16 protein-coding genes and 1 tRNA gene are annotated in these 14,060 nt (G+C 71.1%); 10 read left to right on the top strand and 7 right to left on the bottom strand.

Going from position 1 to position 14,060, the window contains the following annotated elements:
* Positions 1–77 precede the first annotated feature (77 nt).
* The 3 genes from G8A07_RS01640 to G8A07_RS01630 are packed head-to-tail and all read right to left on the bottom strand — an operon-like array spanning position 78 to position 2,341.
* Positions 78–932 carry an EamA family transporter gene (locus G8A07_RS01640; protein WP_195795403.1) on the bottom strand — a complete coding sequence of 285 codons (855 nt, stop codon included), beginning with the start codon at positions 930–932 and terminating at the stop codon, positions 78–80.
* Positions 929–1,723: a DUF2182 domain-containing protein gene (locus G8A07_RS01635; RefSeq protein ID WP_195795402.1), complete on the bottom strand. Its 795-nt coding sequence runs from the start codon at positions 1,721–1,723 to the stop codon at positions 929–931. The genes G8A07_RS01640 and G8A07_RS01635 overlap by 4 nt, the downstream gene beginning before the upstream one ends.
* A 15-nt stretch (positions 1,724–1,738) precedes the next feature.
* Positions 1,739–2,341 (bottom strand): DUF1326 domain-containing protein, encoded by a 603-nt coding sequence (locus G8A07_RS01630; protein ID WP_195795401.1) that lies wholly within the window; start codon positions 2,339–2,341, stop codon positions 1,739–1,741.
* A 252-nt stretch (positions 2,342–2,593) separates the two neighbouring features.
* Here G8A07_RS01630 and G8A07_RS01625 point away from each other — a divergent pair, with 252 nt between their 5' ends.
* From G8A07_RS01625 to G8A07_RS01610, 4 genes are all read left to right on the top strand, one after another.
* The gene (locus tag G8A07_RS01625; protein WP_371816412.1) at positions 2,594–2,866 is read left to right on the top strand and encodes a GYD domain-containing protein; all 273 of its coding nucleotides are present in this window, start codon (positions 2,594–2,596) and stop codon (positions 2,864–2,866) included.
* Positions 2,867–2,928: 62 nt separating this feature from the next.
* The gene (locus tag G8A07_RS01620; RefSeq protein ID WP_195795400.1) at positions 2,929–3,378 is read left to right on the top strand and encodes a nuclear transport factor 2 family protein; all 450 of its coding nucleotides are present in this window, start codon (positions 2,929–2,931) and stop codon (positions 3,376–3,378) included.
* A gap of 9 nt (positions 3,379–3,387) precedes the next feature.
* Positions 3,388–4,359, top strand: a complete 972-nt coding sequence (locus G8A07_RS01615; protein WP_195795399.1) for a YheT family hydrolase — start codon at positions 3,388–3,390, stop codon at positions 4,357–4,359.
* An 18-nt stretch (positions 4,360–4,377) separates the two neighbouring features.
* Positions 4,378–4,914 carry a DUF2946 family protein gene (locus G8A07_RS01610; RefSeq protein ID WP_195795398.1) on the top strand — a complete coding sequence of 179 codons (537 nt, stop codon included), beginning with the start codon at positions 4,378–4,380 and terminating at the stop codon, positions 4,912–4,914.
* On the opposite strand, the gene G8A07_RS01605 is transcribed toward G8A07_RS01610, so the two are convergent.
* Together G8A07_RS01605 and G8A07_RS01600 are read right to left on the bottom strand one after the other, a co-directional pair.
* Positions 4,875–5,630 carry a hypothetical protein gene (locus G8A07_RS01605; protein WP_195795397.1) on the bottom strand — a complete coding sequence of 252 codons (756 nt, stop codon included), beginning with the start codon at positions 5,628–5,630 and terminating at the stop codon, positions 4,875–4,877. The genes G8A07_RS01610 and G8A07_RS01605 overlap by 40 nt on opposite strands.
* 104 nt (positions 5,631–5,734) lie before the next feature.
* A complete protein-coding gene (locus G8A07_RS01600; RefSeq protein ID WP_195795396.1) occupies positions 5,735–6,286 on the bottom strand; it encodes a cytochrome c5 family protein in 552 nt (183 codons plus the stop codon).
* 142 nt (positions 6,287–6,428) lie between these two features.
* On the opposite strand from G8A07_RS01600, the gene G8A07_RS01595 reads away from it, so the two are divergent.
* Positions 6,429–6,504: transfer RNA gene (locus G8A07_RS01595), tRNA-Arg, on the top strand.
* A gap of 219 nt (positions 6,505–6,723) precedes the next feature.
* A complete protein-coding gene (locus G8A07_RS01590; RefSeq protein WP_195795395.1) occupies positions 6,724–7,188 on the top strand; it encodes a YbaY family lipoprotein in 465 nt (154 codons plus the stop codon).
* On the opposite strand, the gene G8A07_RS01585 is transcribed toward G8A07_RS01590, so the two are convergent.
* A complete protein-coding gene (locus G8A07_RS01585; protein ID WP_195795394.1) occupies positions 7,164–9,293 on the bottom strand; it encodes a diguanylate cyclase domain-containing protein in 2,130 nt (709 codons plus the stop codon). The genes G8A07_RS01590 and G8A07_RS01585 overlap by 25 nt on opposite strands.
* 201 nt (positions 9,294–9,494) lie before the next feature.
* Here G8A07_RS01585 and G8A07_RS01580 point away from each other — a divergent pair, with 201 nt between their 5' ends.
* The 4 genes from G8A07_RS01580 to G8A07_RS01565 all read left to right on the top strand — a co-directional run bounded on the left by G8A07_RS01580 (position 9,495) and on the right by G8A07_RS01565 (position 13,521).
* Complete coding sequence (locus G8A07_RS01580; RefSeq protein WP_195795393.1) at positions 9,495–10,922, top strand: circularly permuted type 2 ATP-grasp protein; 1,428 nt, start codon at positions 9,495–9,497, stop codon at positions 10,920–10,922.
* Positions 10,923–11,006: 84 nt separating this feature from the next.
* On the top strand, positions 11,007–11,975 hold the full coding sequence (locus tag G8A07_RS01575) for an alpha-E domain-containing protein (RefSeq protein ID WP_195795392.1): 969 nt from the start codon (positions 11,007–11,009) through the stop codon (positions 11,973–11,975).
* A 1-nt stretch (position 11,976) separates the two neighbouring features.
* The gene (locus tag G8A07_RS01570) at positions 11,977–12,777 is read left to right on the top strand and encodes a transglutaminase family protein (protein ID WP_195795391.1); all 801 of its coding nucleotides are present in this window, start codon (positions 11,977–11,979) and stop codon (positions 12,775–12,777) included.
* Between the two features lie 9 nt (positions 12,778–12,786).
* Positions 12,787–13,521, top strand: a complete 735-nt coding sequence (locus G8A07_RS01565; RefSeq protein ID WP_195795390.1) for a proteasome-type protease — start codon at positions 12,787–12,789, stop codon at positions 13,519–13,521.
* Here G8A07_RS01565 and G8A07_RS01560 read toward each other — a convergent pair.
* Positions 13,514–14,008, bottom strand: a complete 495-nt coding sequence (locus G8A07_RS01560) for an SRPBCC domain-containing protein (protein ID WP_195795389.1) — start codon at positions 14,006–14,008, stop codon at positions 13,514–13,516. The two genes, G8A07_RS01565 and G8A07_RS01560, sit on opposite strands and share 8 nt — an antisense overlap.
* Positions 14,009–14,060: the final 52 nt, after the last annotated feature.

Raw genomic sequence — 14,060 nt, 5'->3', positions numbered from 1 at the left:
CCGGGCTGCGCCCCGCCCGCCCCCCCGAGGGGGTCAATCAAGCAAACTTGGGACGGCCCTGCGTTTGCTTGTGGAGATCAGCGGCGCGCGCGGCTCGTCAGGGCCAGCGCGATGCCGCCCAGGATGGCCGCCGAGGCCAGCAACAGGCGCAGCGACAGCGCCTCGCCCAGCAGCAGCACGCCGCCCAGCGCGGCCAGCGGCGGCACCGCCAGCTGCAGGGTGGCGGCGCGCAGCGCCGACAGGCCCGGCAGGGCCGCGTACCAGAGCACATAGCCCAGGCCCGAGGTCAGCCCGCCCGACAGCAGGGCCAGCACGATGCCCTCGCCCCGCAGCTGCAGGGCCGGGATCATCAAGAGGCTGAGCAGCAGGGCCAGCGGCAGTGCGCGCAGAAAATTGCCGGCGCTGGCGCCCAGCGCATCGCCGGCCCGGCGGCCGCGCAGCGAATAGACGCCCCAGGCCAGGCCGGCCAGCGCCATCAGCGCCGCGGCCCCCGGCGGCGGCGCGGCCAGGCCCGGCGCCAGCAGATAGAGCAGGCCCGCCAGCGCCAGCACCAGGCCCGCCCAGGCCAGCGGCGCGAAGCGCTCGCCGGCGCGCAGGCCGGCGCCGAACATCGTCAGCTGTACCGCGGCGAACAGGATCAGCGCCCCGCTGCCGGCCGACAGGCTGACATAGGCAAAAGAGAAGCAGGCCATATAGGTCCACAGCATCAGCGCCGCCAGCCTGTCGGGCGGCACCGCCGCCGCGGCCGGCCGCCGCCGATGCACGATCAGCGCCAGCACCAGGGCCCCGGCGGCCAGGCGCAGGCTGGTGAAGCTGGCCGGGTCGATGCTGGCGCGCTGCAGCGCCAGGCGGCACAGCAGGGAGTTGGCCGCGAAGGCCAGCAGGGCCGCGCCGCTCAGGCCCAGCAGGCGCCAGGGCAGCTTCATCATCATGCCGCGCGCGCCAGCAGCAGGCCCAGCGCCCCCGCCAGCAGCAGCCAGCCCAGCGGCCGGCTGAGCCGCCGCCCCCAGGGGAAGTTCTTCTCCAGCGCCATCGCCGCGGCCAGCAGCAGCATCCAGCCCAGATGCCCCATGCCGACGACGAACATCAGCAGCATCAGCGCCCAGCAGCAGCCGACGCAGTACAGGCCATGGTGGATGCCCAGCGCCAGCGCCTGCCGCCCCGCGTGCGGGCCGCCATGCCAATGCGACATCGCAAAGCTCAGCGGCGTGCGGCATTGCTCCAGGCACAAATACTTGAGCCGGCTGAACTGGAAGGCGCCGGCGGCGGCCAGGCTGGCCGCGCCCAGCAGCCAGGCATGACGCGCCAGCAGCGGCAGCCGGTCGACGCCGCCCAGCAGCAGGCCATGCAGGGCATGCACCAGCAGGCCGAACAGGCCCCAGGCCAGCAGATAACCGAGCCCCAGCAGGCCCAGCAGGCGGCCGCGGTCGGCGCGCCGCGCGCTCAGCCTATCCAGCACCTCGAACAGCGGCAGGGTGGTCGGCAGCATCATCGCGCCGCTCATCAGCAGCCAGGCCAGCGCCGAGACGGCCGCCGGCACCAGCAGGCTGCCGCCCGGCAGGGCGCGGCACAGCGCGGCCACCGGCCCCTCGGCCACCCAGTCCCCATGCGCCAGATAGGCGGCATAGGGGCTCAGGCTCCAGGCCCACAGCAGGGCCCAGGCCAGCGCGATCAGCGCGAGCCACAGCGGCAGGAAGGCACGGCGATGGCGCCTGCTGTCCACGGGCCCGCCGCTTCGTCAGGCGTCGAACAGGAAGGTGCTCTGCAGGGCGTTGTGGCCCTTGATGTCCAGGTCGATGCCCAGCGCCGCGTTCTTCGAGCGGTAGCGCGGCGACTTGCCGACGAAGACCGGCGCGCCCGGCACGGTCGAGAAGACCGTGTCGGACAAGGTGGTCTTGCCGCCGGTGGCGCCCAGATAGGGCTCCAGCTCGGCGTAGTAGTCGCTGCCGATCTCCAGGGTGCCATGGCCGCCCTGCACGTCGAAGCGGATCGGCGCGCGCTGCACCGAGACCACGGTGCCGATCAGCTGCGCCAGGTCGGCCACCGGCCCGCCGGCCTGGCCGGTGTAGACCTTCAGCAGCGCCGCCTCCTGGGCCGCGCTGGCGCGGTCGTCGACGAAGATCGCGGCCGACCAGTTGCCCTGCAGGATGTTGCCGGGCACATGGGCGACCGCGGCGATCGTCAGGCCCGAGACATCGGTGCCCTCGATCAGGCCCTGGTCGATGCGCCAGGCGACGATGGTGTCGCAGGTGCCGAAGTCGGGGTCCTCGCCGATCCAGCAAGGGCACAGCACCTTGCAGTTGCAGACCTCCAGCAGACGTCCTTCGAGGTGGTAGCTCATGGGCCCTCCTATCGAACAGGCTGTCGTCGATGCCCGCCGCCGCGGCCGCGACGGGATCGATCGATGCTACGCCCGCGGCCCGCGCGGCGCGGCTTTGCCCACAACGCCAGCATCTGCTTGCCTTTGCGTGTCGCGGGCGTAGCATGCAGGCCGTTCCTGCGCGCGACGCCCCCGAGGGCCGCGTCGCCCCACGCTCATCGCCAGGCCCTCCCACTCGCCAGGAGTCGGATGATGGTCACCTATATCGCTTTGATGAGTTTCACGGACAAGGGCCTGCAGGACATCAAGGGCACGACCCAGCGCGCCGCGGCCGCCAAGGAGGTGGCGGGCAAGTTCGGCGTGAACATGCGCGAGATCTACTGGACCCTGGGCGAATGCGACATCGTCTGCGTGCTGGAGGCCCAGGACGAGCAGGCGCTGACGGCCTTCAGCCTGAGCATCGCCAAGCAGGGCAATGTCCGGTCCAGGTCGCTGCGGGCCTTCTCGGCGGCCGAGATGGACAAGGTCCTGGCCAAGCTGCCCTGAGCGCCTTCTTGCCGCTTACGCGCCGACACGCGCGGCGGAGGCACCCTCCCTACAATCCGGCCATGCACCGCCCCAAAGCCCAGACCGCCGCCCTGCTCGCCTCGCCCGAGGACACCGAAGCGCAGTTCTACGAAGCGCTGCAGAACGCCGACCTGGAGCGGCTGATGGAGGTGTGGGCAGACGAGGACGAGGTCTCCTGCGTGCATCCGGGCGGGCCGCGCGTGGTCGGCCTGGGCGCGATCCGCGCCGGCTTCGAGGCCATGTTCGGCCAAGGCGCGATCGCCGTGCACCCGGAGCGGGTGCGGCGCCTGCAGACCGGCGAGACCGCGATCCACCAGGTGCTGGAGCGGGTGCAGGTGAACGGCCCCGAGGGCCGGCAGAGCGCCTGGGTGATCGCCACCAATGTCTATCTGAAGACGGCGCTGGGCTGGCGCATGGTGCTGCACCATGCCAGCCCCGGCACCCCGCACGATGTGCAGGACGTGGTCGAGGAACCGGCGACCCTGCACTAGATCTTGGCGATGCAGTACCAGGCCCCGCCGTGGCTGCCCGGCGGCCATGCCCAGACCATCTGGCCGGCGCTCTATGCGCGCCGCTTCGACGGCCCGCCGCCGGCCTTCCGGCGCGAGCGCTGGCACACGCCCGACGGCGACTTCGTCGACGTGGACTTCCTGGTCGAGCCCGATTCCGCGCCCGGGCGGCCGCTGCTGGTGCTGTTCCATGGCCTGGAAGGCAGCTCGCAGAGCCAGTATGTGCAGGCCTTCGCCGGGGTGGCGCGCGCGCGCGGCTGGGCCTTCGCGCTGCCGCATTTCCGCGGCTGCTCGGGCGAGCTGAACCTGGCGCCGCGCGCCTACCACTCGGGCGACTACGAGGAGGTGGGCTGGATGCTGGCGCGCTTTCGCGCCGGGCATCCGGGCCCGCTGCTGGCCGCCGGCGTCTCGCTGGGCGGCAACGCGCTGCTGCGCTGGGCCCAGGAGGCCGGCGACACGGCCGGCGCCACCGCGCGCGCGGTCTGCTCGATCTGCTCGCCGGTCGACCTGAGCGCCGCCGGCCACGCGATCGGGCGCGGCTTCAACCGCCTCGTCTACACCCGCATGTTCCTGCGCACCATGGTGCCCAAGGCCCTGCTGAAGCTGCAGCAGCACCCGGGCCTGTTCGATGGCGAGCGGCTGGCCCAGGTGCGCAACCTGTACGAGTTCGACGACCTGTTCACCGCACCGCTGCACGGCTTTCGCGGCACCGACGACTACTGGTCGCGCGCCTCGGCCAAGCCGCATCTGCAGCGCATCCGCATCCCGGCTCTGGTGCTGAACGCGCGCAACGACCCCTTCGTGCCGGCCGCCTGCCTGCCGCGCGCCGGCGAGGTCGGGCCGCAGGTGACGCTGTGGCAGCCGGCCCAGGGCGGCCATGTCGGCTTCCCGCATGGCCGGCCACCGGCGCGCGTCACCACGATGCCGACCCAGGTCTGCGACTGGCTGGCCGAACGGCTCTGAGCGAGCGACACTGCCGCGATGGATGCAATCGTTCAAGCCGCCCTGAAGAAATGGCCCAATGTGCCGCATTGCTACGGCTGGCTGGCGCTGGATGCGCGCGGCGACTGGTATATGCGCGACGAGCGCATCCAGGCCGCCGGCCCCTTCCCGCGGGTCAAGGGCAGCCGCATCCAGCATGAAAAGCTCCTGGAGTTCATCCACCGCAACTATGCCGCCGACGAGCAGGGCGCCTGGTTCTTCCAGAACGGCCCGCAGCGTGTCTATGTGCAGCTGGAGGCCGCACCCTGGATCTGGCGCCTGGACGGCGATGCGGCGCAGTTGCAATTGCACAGCCATACCGGCCGCGCGGCCGGCCCGGTCGAGGCGGTCTGGCTGGACGAGCAGGACCGGCTCTTCCTCGCCACCGAGCTGGGCCTGGGCCTGGTGCACAGCCTGGACATGGGCCTGGCGGCCGAGCTGGTGGAGGCCGGCACCTGGGCGCCGCAGCCGGCCACCCATGCGGAACTGCTGGCGCGCTACGGCGTGCTGGCCGAGCCGGCACCGCTCGGTCGATAAGCCGGCTGATCGCGCAGCCGGCCGATCTCGGTCCACCAGCGCTCGACCCGCTCCATCGTCGCGGCCGCCAGGCCCGGCCGCACCATCGCGTAGAAGCTGGCCATCGCGAACGGGCGCGACAGCATCGCCAGCTCGGCATTGACCGGCTCGCGCAGCAGCAACTGCAGCTCATGCTCGAAGGCCACGGCCAGGTCGACGCGGCGCGCGCGCAGCTTGGCCAGCAGCTGCGGCGTGCCGACGCCGGCGGCATCGATGCGCAGGCCCAGGGCCTGCAGCTTCTCGATCGCGATGAACACGCCGGGCCGCGCGCCGGCCAGCAGCTCGGCCGGCGCGGCGCCCGACAGGCGCTGGCCGTCCCAGTCGACCGGGCTGTCGCGCCGCTTGACCCAGAACAGCTGCGCCACCGCCAGGCGGCGGCCCTCGTCGATCGCGCCGCCCTTCATCGGGAAGCGCCCCAGCTCCAGATTGCGCGCGGCCGGGCCGGCCACGATCGACTCGATCGCGCCGTTCTGCAGCAGGGCCTGGCAGCGCTGCGCGGGCGCGCGCTGCAGCTGCACGTCCAGCCCGGCGGGCCGGCCGGCATCGACCATCAGGCGCTCGACCAGGCCGCGCCGCAGCGGATCGACCACCGCATAGGGCGGTGCGTCCAGGTCGACGACGCAGACGCGCAAGGGCAGTGGTGTCGCCGTCGCCAGCGGCAGCAGCAACGACCCCATTGCCCAGCCCAACAGCACCCGCCTCACCATGGGCGCGAGCATAGCCTTGTGCGGGCATAAAAAAACCGACCCCGGGGGTCGGTTCTTGCCTTTCGCGGGCGCGCTTACTGAGCGGCCGAGGCGGCGGGGGCCGGGGCCTTCGGCTCGTCGAACTTGGCGCCGCCCTGGTTGGACAGGTAGACCACCGCGCGCGAGATCTCGAAGTCGCTGAAGTCGCCGCCGCCCTGCGGGCCCATGCTGCCCTTGCCCTTCAGGGCCGAGGTCAGCAACGCGTCGAAGCCGTTCTTGATGCGGGGGCCCCAGGCGGCCGCGTCGGCCAGCTTGGGTGCGCCGGCGGCGCCGGTGCTGTGGCAGGCCGCGCATTGGGCCTGGAACACCTGCTCGCCGGTCTTCATCGCGCCGGGGTCGGACAGGTCCTTGATCTCGATGCTGCCGACCGGCTGGATGCGCGCGGCGATCGCCTGGTCGGTCAGGCCCTCGCTGCCGGCGCTCGGCTTGACCGCGCTCGACACATAGTTGGCCAGCAGGATGATCACGATCACCGGCACCACGAAGGCAAAGCCCACCGCCCAGATCAGCTGCTTGGGCGTCTTGATCGGCCCCTCGTGCGCCGCGTGCGCGCTGTGGTCGTGGCCATGATCTTGGGTTGCGCTCATTGAATCCTCGTTGGCTGTCGGCAATTGGAAAATCTCAAGGCGACACCGCCCAAGCTGCAGGCGGCACAAGAGCGAGATTATATCGACGCCGGCTTCGGCAAACCCCGGGGTGAGCCCGAGCACTGCTAGAATGCGCCGCGCTGCGCCCGTAGCTCAATGGATAGAGTACTGCCCTCCGAAGGCAGGGGTTGTTGGTTCGATCCCAACCGGGCGCGCCACCGGATTGCATAGGAATCAATGGCTTACCGCGACATCGCGGTAGGCCATTTTTCTTGGCCCGTCCGCCCCACGCTGCGCGTACAGCGCCCGGGCGGCCGCGGCTTGCTTGAGCCAGCGCAAGCGTCGGGCAGATGTAGCGGACGCCGCCAGTCGCGCGGATGCGACACCAATCGGCTCTGCTAGGCTGGACCCTTGTTCGATCCGACCGGGAGCCTCCGATGTTCACCCCCTCCTCCCCCAAGACCCTGCTGCGCCGCGCCCTGCCCCTGCTGGGCGCCGTCTGGCTGCTGGCCGGCTGCGCGACGAGCGGTAGCGGCGGTGCGGCCCCCGAGGCCAGCGTCGGTGGCAGCGCGACCTACCGCGAGCGCATCGCGCTGCCGCCGGGTGCGGTGTTCGAGGCCAAGCTGCTGGACGTCTCGCTGGCCGATGCGCCCTCGGTGACCCTGGGCAGCATGCGCGTGACCGATCCGCGCGTGCCGCTGAACTTCACGATCGCCTACGACCCGGCCCGCATCGAGAAGCGGCACCGCTACATCGTCAGCGCGACGATCCGCCACGGCGAGCAACTGCTGTTCATCACCGACACCGCCCATCCGGTGCTGGGCGACACCGGCCTGCGCCAGGTGGACCTGCTGCTGAAGCGGGTCGAGCCGGCGCCTCAGGCCGCGCCGGCCAGCCGGTAAGACCCGCGGCCGGCCGCCTTGGCCTCGTAGAGCGCCCGGTCGGCGCTCTCCATCAGCGCCTCGGGCGTGGCCGCGCCGGCGCGGTCGTAGGCCACACCGACGCTGGTCGAGACCGGCAGCGGCGGCCCGTCCGGCAGCGCGAAGGGCGGCTGCATCGCCTCCAGCACCTTGCGCGCCACCAGCTCGGCCTCGGCCGGCTCGCGCAGGCCCTCCAGCACGATCACGAACTCGTCACCGGCCAGCCGCGCCACCAGGTCGGTGCCGCGCACGCAGCCGGTCAACCGGCGCGCGAACTCGCGCAGCACCGCGTCGCCCGCCGCATGCCCCAGGCCGTCGTTGATGTCCTTGAACTTGTCGATGTCCAGGAACAGCAGGGCCAGGTCTTGCCGGCTGCGGCGCGCGCGCGCCAGCGCCTGCGGCAGACGCTCCTCGAGCTGGCGCCGGTTCGGGCCGCCGGTCAGCGCGTCGGTGCGGGTTAGCCGGTCCAGGTGCTGCTCGACCAGCTTGGCGGCCGTGATGTCGCTGCCCAGGGTGTAGAGACCGGCCACGGTGCCGTCGTCCAGCAGGTCCGGGATGTACTCGATGCGCAGCAGGCGCTTGGCACCGCCCTCGCCCGCCGCTGCCGCCACCTCGATCTCGAAATCGACCCGCTGCCCGGCCAGCGCGCGCGCCAGCTGCAGCTGGCGTGCCGAGTAGTCGCCGGGGCTCAGCAGCTCGGGCAGGCGCCGGCCCAGCGCGGCCCGCGGGTCCAGGCCCATCCAGGACTGGAAGGTGGCGTTCAGGAACAGCAGGCGCTGGTCGCGGTCGATATAGGAGATCAGCGCCGGCAGGTTGTCGGTGATCATGCGCAGGCGCCGCTCGCCGGCCTGCAGCTGGGCCAGGGCCTGCTGCAGCTCCTGGGTGCGCTGCGCCACGCGCTGCTCCAGCGAGGCGTTCAGTCCGGCCAGCGCCGCGTCCTGCTCGGCCTGGCGGCGCGACAGATCGCCTAAAGCGTCGGACAGCAGCGCCACCTCGCGGTAGCCGCCGACATGGGGCATCTGCCCGCCCTCGCCCAGATGGCGCCGCGCCGCGATCGCATTGGCCAGCCGCACCAGCGGCGCCGTCAGCCGGCGCGACAGCCAGCGCGCCAGCGGCACGGACAGCAGCATCAGCACCAGCGCGGTGACGATGATCTGCAGGCGCAGCCGGTGGTAGTCGGCCAGCGCCAGCGCCTCGGGCTTGCGCAGCAGCACGGTCCAGCCCAGGCCGGTATAGGCGCCCTGGCCGCGGGTGGCGGCGGCCACCGCGAAATAGTCGACGCCGGCCTCGGTATAGCGCAGCACCTGGCTGGCCGGCCCGGGCTCCAGCGCGACGCCGCCAAGCTTCTTGCCCTCCAGCGCCGGCGGGCCGAGCAGCACCGTGCCGTCCTTGCCGATCACCAGGGCCTCGGCCTCGTGCGACTCCATCGCCGCATCGATCAGTTCGCTCTTGATCTGGCGCGCCCAGCCCCAGCTCAGGTGCACGCCGAACACGCCCAGCACCTGGCCGCGCTCGTTGCGCAGCGGCCAGGCGAAGTCGACGAAGCGCCAGGGATCGTTCTGCTGCGGCAGCAGTTTCTCTAGCAGCACCGCGGCATGCACGTCGCCGACATAGATGCCCTGCAGCGCGTTCTGCCACCAGGGCCGCTTCGAGACATTGACCCCCTCCAGCAGCCCGCCGCCGGAGGCCAGCACCTTGCCCTCGGCATCGGTCACGCCCATCCAGGCGAACTGCGGCAGGCCCAGCTGGATCTGGTTCAGCGCGCGCCGCATCGCGGCCGGGTCCTCGTGATGCTGGAACAGCTCCAGCTGCGACAGCACCTTGACCTCGCGGAACTGCTGGGCCATGCCGCGGTCCAGCGCGTCGCGGAAGTCCACCGCGATCTGGCGCAGCGCCTCGTTGGCGCCGCGCTCCGCATTGGCGCGCGCGAAGGAGCCGATCAGCGCCGCATAGCCCAGCACGGCCAGCAGCACCGCCGACAGCACCGCGGCGCTCAGCCAGCTGCCCAGGCGCAGGCGGTCGCCGCGCGGGGCGGAGGTGGCGGCGAGAGGTGGAGGAGACGGATCGATCGGCTCGGCGACGCTCATCCCCGGTTTTGTATCCCGCCGCCTCGAGGGCCGCAAGCCCGGGTGATGCACCAGCACGACGCGGGCCGGGCGCACCGGCACGGTGCCGGCTGGATTCGGGCACCAAGTTCGGGCAAGCTGTGCTCATGGCTATGGCCCTGGCCCTCGGCACAGGGCTTGCATCTACACAGGTTCACGCAGACGACGGAGTTCCGACCCATCATGCATGCCCTGACCCTGCCGCCCCCGGGCCACCACGACGAGATGCTGCTGGCCAGCGGCGCGATCCGCCCGCATTACCAGGAATTCGCGCATTGGCTGCACGCACAGACGCCCGAGGCCCTGGCCAAGAAGCGCGCCGAGGCCGACCTGCTGTTCCACAAGGTCGGCATCACCTTCGCGGTCTACGGCGATGAGGCCGGCGCCGAGCGCCTGATCCCCTTCGACACCGTGCCGCGCATCGTGCCGGCCAGCGAATGGCAGATGCTGGAGGCCGGGCTGCGCCAGCGCGTCAGCGCGCTCAACAAATTCCTGTGGGACATCTACCACGAGCACGAGATCGTCAAGGCCGGCCTGATCCCGGCCGAGCAGGTGTTCGCCAATGCCCAATACCAGCCGGCGATGCAGGGCCTGGACCTGCCGCATGGCATCTACACCCAGATCACCGGCGTGGACCTGATCCGCCACAGCGACGGCGGCTACTACGTGCTGGAGGACAACCTGCGCGTGCCCAGCGGCGTCTCCTACATGCTGGAGAACCGCAAGATGATGATGCGGCTGTTCCCCGAGCTGTTCGAGCGCTACCAGGTGGCGCCGGTCGCGCATTACCCGACCCTGCTGCTGAACACCCTGCGCCATGCCAGCCTGGCGGAGAACCCGACCGTCGTGGTGCTGACGCCCGGGCCCTTCAACAGCGCCTATTTCGAGCATGCCTTCCTGGCCCAGCAGATGGGCGTGGAGCTGGTCGAGGGGCAGGACCTGTTCGTCAAGGACGACTACCTCTATATGCGCACCACCGTCGGCCCGCAGCGGGTCGACGTGATCTACCGCCGCATCGACGACGCCTTCCTCGACCCGCTGGCCTTTCGCGCCGACTCGATGCTGGGCGTGCCGGGCCTGCTGTCGGTCTACAAGCGGGGCCACCTGATCCTGGCCAATGCGATCGGCACCGGGGTCGCGGACGACAAGTCCATCTATCCCTATGTGCCGGACATGATCCGCTTCTATCTGAACGAGGAGCCGATCCTGCACAACGTGCCGACCTGGCAATGCCGCCGGGCGGCGGACCTGGAACATGTGCTGGCCCATATGGCCGAGCTGGTGGTCAAGGAGGTGCATGGCGCCGGCGGCTACGGCATGCTGGTCGGCCCGGCCTCGACTGCGGCCGAGGTGGCGGACTTCCGCGAGCGGGTCCAGGCCAATCCGAGCAACTACATCGCGCAGCCCACGCTGTGCCTGTCGAGCTGCCCGACCTTCGTCGAGAGCGGCATCGCGCCGCGCCATATCGACCTGCGGCCCTTCGTGCTGACCGGACGCGAGACGACCATGGTGGCGGGCGGCCTGACGCGCGTGGCATTGAAACAAGGATCCCTGGTGGTGAACTCGTCCCAAGGCGGCGGCACCAAGGACACCTGGATCCTGGAGGCCTGAAATGATGCCCCCACGCTCACTTTGTTCACTGCCCCCCATGGGGGCGCAGGCCTCCCTTGGGTCGGCCCGGCGGGAGGCCTGACTATGCTGTCGAGAACCGCCGCCCAGCTCTACTGGATGAGCCGCTATGTGGAGCGCGCCGAGAACCTGGTGCGCATGCTGGACGTGACCCATTCGCTGTCCCTGCTGCCGCAGAGCCGCGGCGCACTGACCGAGCTGGCCGCGCCGCTGGCCGTCACCGGCGCGCTGGAGGCCTACAGCGCGCGCCACCCCAAGCTCGATGCGCAGTCGCTGTTCAACTTCATGGCCCTGGACCTGGAGAACCCGGCCTCGGTGCTGAGCTGCCTGAAGCTGGCGCGCGAGAACGCCCATGCGGTGCGCGGCCAGATCACCGCCGAGATGTGGGAGGCGATCAACGCCACCTGGCTTGAAGGCCGCGGCCTGCCCAAGCGCGGCATCCCCAGCGTCTCCAGCTATTTCGACTGGGTCAAGGAGCGCTCGCACCTGTTCCGCGGCGCCACCTACGGCACCCTGCAGCGCAACGACGCCTACTGCTTCATCCGCCTGGGCACCTTCGTCGAGCGGGCCGACAACACCGCGCGCCTGCTGGACGTGAAATCGCAGCTGATCGAGCCGGCCGTGGCCTCGCTGATGCCGGTCGACGCGCCCAGCGAGAGCGCGCCGGACTTCTATGCCTGGAGCGCGCTCTTGCGCTCGCTGTCGGCCTTCGAGGCCTACCACGCGGCCTATCGCGACAGCCTGGACGGCCGGCGCGTCACCGAGCTGCTGATCCTGCGCCCGGACGTGCCGCGGTCCCTACGCGCCTGCTGCGACGAAATCGTCGCGATCCTGCCGCAGATCGAGGCCAACCCCGGCGCACAGGATGCCGGCCGCCAGGTCAAGCAGCTGGCCGGCCGCCTGGCCCTGCGCCTGGAATATGGCGGCGTCGACGAGATCCTGGAGACGGGCCTGCACCGCTGGCTGACCGGCTTCCTGGACGAATCGGCGGGGCTGGGCGAAGCGATCCGCACCGCCTATCTCGAGGCCAACTGATATGCACCTGGTCATTGCCCACGAGACCATCTACCGCTACGACGCCCCGGTGGCGCGCAGCACCCAGTACCTGCGCCTGACGCCGCAGAGCGGCACGCGCCAGACCGTGCTGCGCTGGGCGTTGCAGCTGCCGGCACCGGCCAAGGACACGCGCGATGCCTATGGCAATGTGATGCATGTGCTGACCCTGGACCACCCCGGCCGCGAGATCCACCTTTACGCGCGCGGCGAGGTCGACACGCAGGACGCCCCGCCCGCGCCCGACCCGCGGGACGAGCTGCCGGCACCGCTGTTCCTGCGCGAATCGCCGCTGACCCGGCCCGACGCGGCGCTGCGCGAGTTCGCCGCCGGCTGCGCCGGCGCCGACCCGCTGCCGGCGCTGCAGACCCTGATGCGGGCGCTGGGCCAGCACATGCCCTACACGCCCGGCGTCACCGACGCCGCCACGCCGGCGGCCGAGGCCTTCGCCTCGCGCCTGGGCGTCTGCCAGGACCATGCCCAGGTCTTCGTCACCTGCGCGCGCCTGCTGGGCCTGCCGGCGCGCTATGTCTCCGGCTACCTGGCCGCGGATGCCGAGCATGTGGCCAGCCATGCCTGGGCCGAGGTGCGCCTGACCGAAGGCTGGCTGGGCTTCGACGTCAGCAACCAATGCCTGGCCGATGGCCGCTATGTCAAGCTGGCGATCGGCGCCGACTACCTGGACGCCTGCCCGGTGCGCGGCATGCGCCTGGGCGGCGGCAGCGAAGTCCTGCACACGATGGTGCAGGTCACCTTGGCCGGCGCGCAGGCCCAGCAGCAATAATTCGGCCTCATGACTTACTGCGTTGCCATGCGGCTGAAGGCCGGCCTGCTGTTCGCCTCGGATTCGCGCACCAATGCGGGCGTCGACCATATCTCGACCTTCCGCAAGATGAACCTGTTCGAGGCGCCGGGCGAGCGCATGCTCTGCGTGCTGAATGCCGGCAACCTGGCCACCACGCAGAGCGTGATCAGCCTGCTGCGCCAGCGCTGCGAGCAGGAGGGCAAGCACCTGCTGAACACCCCCTCGCTGTACGACGCCGCCGAGCTGGTCGGCCGCACCCTGAAGGAGGTGGTGGCGCGCGATGCCAACGACGCCACCCTGGGCCAGGGCGTGGATTTCGGCGCCAACTTCATCGTCGGCGGCCAGATCAGGGGCGAGGCGCCGCGCCTCTTCCATGTCTACCCGCAGGGCAACTTCATCGAGGCCACCGAGGACACGCCCTATTTCCAGATCGGCGAGGCCAAGTACGGCAAGCCCATCATCGACCGGGTGATCCGCTTCGACAGCTCGCTGGCCGAGGCGACCAAGTGCACCCTGATCTCCTTCGACTCGACGATACGCAGCAACCTCTCGGTGGGCCTGCCGATCGACATGCTGCTGTACCGCGGCGACAGCTTCACGCCCGCCGCGGTGCACCGCGTCGAGGCCACCGATCCCTATTTCCTCAAGCTCAGCCGCGGCTGGGGCGAGGGCCTGCGCCGCGTCTTCGCCAAGCTGCCCGACGAGGACTGGTTCCTCAGCTGAGCAACAGCGCGTCCAGCCTCCGATAGCCCTGGGCCATGCCCGCGGTCATGCCGCAGGCCAGCGCCCGATCGCGGCCGCGCTGGCCGCTGAAGCGGATCGTCACCGTCACCAGGGTCAGGCCCGGCGCCAGCGCAGCGAACTCGGTCGCCACCCGGGTCTCGCCCTCGGTCCAGTCCTCGTCGAAGCGTTCGAAATGCACCAGGCGCTCCGGCGCCCGCAGCTCGATGAAGCGCCCGCTCATGCCCATGCGCCGGCCGTCGGCGCCGGCCCATTCGTAGCGCAGGCAGCCGCCGCAGCGCGCCTCGATGCGGCAGACCGGCAGGCTCCAACCCTCGGGGCCGCAGCACCAGCGCTGCACCCGCTCCGGCCGGGTGAAGGCCTCGAACAGCGCCTCGCGCGGCGCGGCGAAGCGCCGGCGCAGCTGCACCTCGTCCGGCAGCGGCAGGCTCAGCTGCAGCTCGAAGGAATCGGCTCCTGCGGCAGACATGACGGCATCTCCCGGCGGCGCTCGGCCGCGCCGCTGCCCCGCATGCTCGGCA

Origin of the sequence: Roseateles sp. DAIF2 (assembly GCF_015624425.1) — a bacterium.
Classification (GTDB): Bacteria; Pseudomonadota; Gammaproteobacteria; order Burkholderiales; family Burkholderiaceae_C; genus Kinneretia.
This window is presented reverse-complemented; position numbering and strand designations above follow the sequence as displayed.

Excerpts from the sequence above, each read along its gene's own strand:
- G8A07_RS01640 (WP_195795403.1), bottom strand. The coding sequence starts at position 932 with ATGATGATGAAGCTGCCCTGGCGCCTGCTGGGCCTGAGCGGCGCGGCC.
- G8A07_RS01630 (WP_195795401.1), bottom strand. The coding sequence starts at position 2,341 with ATGAGCTACCACCTCGAAGGACGTCTGCTGGAGGTCTGCAACTGCAAG.
- G8A07_RS01625 (WP_371816412.1), top strand. The coding sequence starts at position 2,594 with ATGAGTTTCACGGACAAGGGCCTGCAGGACATCAAGGGCACGACCCAG.
- G8A07_RS01620 (WP_195795400.1), top strand. The coding sequence starts at position 2,929 with ATGCACCGCCCCAAAGCCCAGACCGCCGCCCTGCTCGCCTCGCCCGAG.
- G8A07_RS01615 (WP_195795399.1), top strand. The coding sequence starts at position 3,388 with ATGCAGTACCAGGCCCCGCCGTGGCTGCCCGGCGGCCATGCCCAGACC.
- G8A07_RS01610 (WP_195795398.1), top strand. The coding sequence starts at position 4,378 with ATGGATGCAATCGTTCAAGCCGCCCTGAAGAAATGGCCCAATGTGCCG.
- G8A07_RS01605 (WP_195795397.1), bottom strand. The coding sequence starts at position 5,630 with ATGGGGTCGTTGCTGCTGCCGCTGGCGACGGCGACACCACTGCCCTTG.
- G8A07_RS01600 (WP_195795396.1), bottom strand. The coding sequence starts at position 6,286 with ATGAGCGCAACCCAAGATCATGGCCACGACCACAGCGCGCACGCGGCG.
- G8A07_RS01590 (WP_195795395.1), top strand. The coding sequence starts at position 6,724 with ATGTTCACCCCCTCCTCCCCCAAGACCCTGCTGCGCCGCGCCCTGCCC.
- G8A07_RS01585 (WP_195795394.1), bottom strand. The coding sequence starts at position 9,293 with ATGAGCGTCGCCGAGCCGATCGATCCGTCTCCTCCACCTCTCGCCGCC.
- G8A07_RS01580 (WP_195795393.1), top strand. The coding sequence starts at position 9,495 with ATGCATGCCCTGACCCTGCCGCCCCCGGGCCACCACGACGAGATGCTG.
- G8A07_RS01575 (WP_195795392.1), top strand. The coding sequence starts at position 11,007 with ATGCTGTCGAGAACCGCCGCCCAGCTCTACTGGATGAGCCGCTATGTG.
- G8A07_RS01570 (WP_195795391.1), top strand. The coding sequence starts at position 11,977 with ATGCACCTGGTCATTGCCCACGAGACCATCTACCGCTACGACGCCCCG.
- G8A07_RS01565 (WP_195795390.1), top strand. The coding sequence starts at position 12,787 with ATGACTTACTGCGTTGCCATGCGGCTGAAGGCCGGCCTGCTGTTCGCC.
- G8A07_RS01560 (WP_195795389.1), bottom strand. The coding sequence starts at position 14,008 with ATGTCTGCCGCAGGAGCCGATTCCTTCGAGCTGCAGCTGAGCCTGCCG.